The following is a 2,111-nucleotide window of genomic DNA, read 5'->3' as shown; positions in this document are numbered from 1 at the left end:
TCGTGCACCGGCGGCTCGGCGTCACCGGTCGTGGTTGCGGCCGGTGACCACACCGCCTCGAACAGCCGGTCCGGCCCCGAGGACGACACGGCCGCGCGCAGCTGCCGCTCGCTCACCGGACGCGCGACCATCGCGCGCACCGACAGCACCGGCAAGCCCAATCCGTCGGCCAGCTCGATCGAGACCGCCCTGGACAGGGTCGAAGCGGACTCCGGCGCCGATGCCGGGGCGATGCGCACGCGCACCGCGGACGCCCCCGCCGCATGCAACGACACGCCCTGCCAGGAGAACGGCAACACCACTTCGTCGGTCTGGCCGGCTATCTGGTGACTGACCACCAGTGCGTGCATGGCCGCATCCAGCAAGGCCGGGTGCACGCCGAACCCGTTGACGCCGCCGGCGGCGTCGGGCAGACGCACCTCGGCGAACACCTCGTCGTCGCGGACCCACGTCGCCGTCAGGCCCTGGAAGGCCGGGCCGTAGCCATAGCCGCGCGCCGCCAACTGCTCGTAGCCGTCGGCCGCGTCGACCTTGACGGCTCCCGCCGGCGGCCAGGCCGACAGGTCCGCACCCGGCTCGACCGAGCCGGGGCTCAGCGTTCCTTCGGCGTGGCCCACCCAACCCGAGCCGGTGTCGGGGCGCGAGAAGATCGACACCGCGCGCTGACCGAACTCTTCGGCGGGACCCACCACCACCTGCACGGCGACCGAGCCCGACCCGGAATCCTCGGCGGGCAACATCAACGGCGCCTGCAGCGTGAGTTCGTCGACCGTCGAGCAGCCGACTTCGTCGCCGGCGCGAATCGCCAGCTCCACGAAGCCGGATCCGGGGAACACGACCGTGCCGGACACGGCGTGATCGGTCAGCCAGCCCTGCAGACTCGGCGACAAACGGCCCGTCAGGACGACCCCGCCCGAGGCCGGCAGCTCGACGACCGCGCTCAACAGGGGGTGCCCACTGGTGCCGAGCCCCAAGCCCGACGCGTCCGCCGAGATGCCCTCCCCGGAGAGCCAAAAACGCCGCCGATCAAAGGCATACGTCGGTAGCTCGACGAAGCCCGCGCCGTCCAGCGCGCCGCGCCACTGCACGCTGACCCCCGCGACGAACGCGGTGGCGGCCGCTTTCAGGAATCGCTCGAGTCCCCCGTCCTCGCGGCCCAGGGTGGGGACGACGATGGCCGCGGTGTCACCCGGCAGGCTGTCGTTGGCGGTGTCTTCGATGCCGGCGACCAAGGCGGGGTGTGGACTGGATTCGATGAATGTGCGGTAGCCGTGTTCGCAGGCGCTGCGGACCGCCTGGTCGAACTGCACGGTCTGCCGGATGTTGCGGTACCAGTACTCGGCGTCCAATCCGGCTGTGTCCAAGCGGTTTCCGGTCACGGTGGAGAAGAACGCGATGCGCGTGGAGCGCGGTTCGATGCCGGACAGCACCTCGGCGAGGTCGGTGCGGATCGCCTCGACCTCAACCGAATGCGAGGCGTAGTCCACGTCGATGCGCCGGGTCCGCAGCTCGAGGTCGGCGCAGAAGCCGACGAGCTCGTCGAGCGCGGCCACCTCGCCCGACACCACGACGGCCGAGCGGCCGTTGACGGCGGCGATGCTGACTCGGTTCCCGTACGGCGCCAACAGCTCCCGCGCCCGTTCGGTGCTGCAGGCGATGGACAGCATGCCGCCGGGGCCGGCCAGTGACGTCAGCAGCTTGCTGCGCAACGTGACCACCCGGGCGGCGTCGCGCAGCGCCAGCGCGCCGGCGACGTAGGCGGCCGCGATCTCCCCTTGCGAATGGCCGATCACCGCGTCGGGGTTCACCCCGACCGACTTCCACAGCTCGGCCAGCGACACCATCACCGCGAAGAGCACCGGCTGCACAACGTCGACGCGGTCCAGGCTCGCAGCGCCGGGCACGCCGCGAAGCACGTCGGTCAGCGACCAGTCGACGAATTCGGCGAAGGCCTCTTCGCACTCCCGGATCTGCTGCGCGAATACCGGTGCGGTGTCCAGCAATTCGATTGCCATGCCCAGCCATTGCGAGCCCTGGCCGGGAAAGACGAACACCGTCTTGCCCGCCGGTGTCGCGGTGCCCCGGATGACCGATCCGGTCGGGTCGTCGTT

1 protein-coding gene is annotated in these 2,111 nt (G+C 71.0%); it reads right to left on the bottom strand.

Annotated elements, in window-relative coordinates; translation table 11 throughout:
• A partial coding sequence (locus A5624_RS13320; RefSeq protein WP_156749007.1) for an acyltransferase domain-containing protein occupies positions 1 to 2,111 on the bottom strand: 2,111 nt, incomplete at both ends.

This window comes from Mycobacterium sp. 1482292.6, assembly GCF_001672995.1.
Classification (GTDB): domain Bacteria; phylum Actinomycetota; class Actinomycetes; order Mycobacteriales; family Mycobacteriaceae; genus Mycobacterium; species Mycobacterium europaeum_A.
Note: the sequence above shows the minus strand (reverse complement) of the source record. Positions and strands in the feature narration are given on the sequence as shown.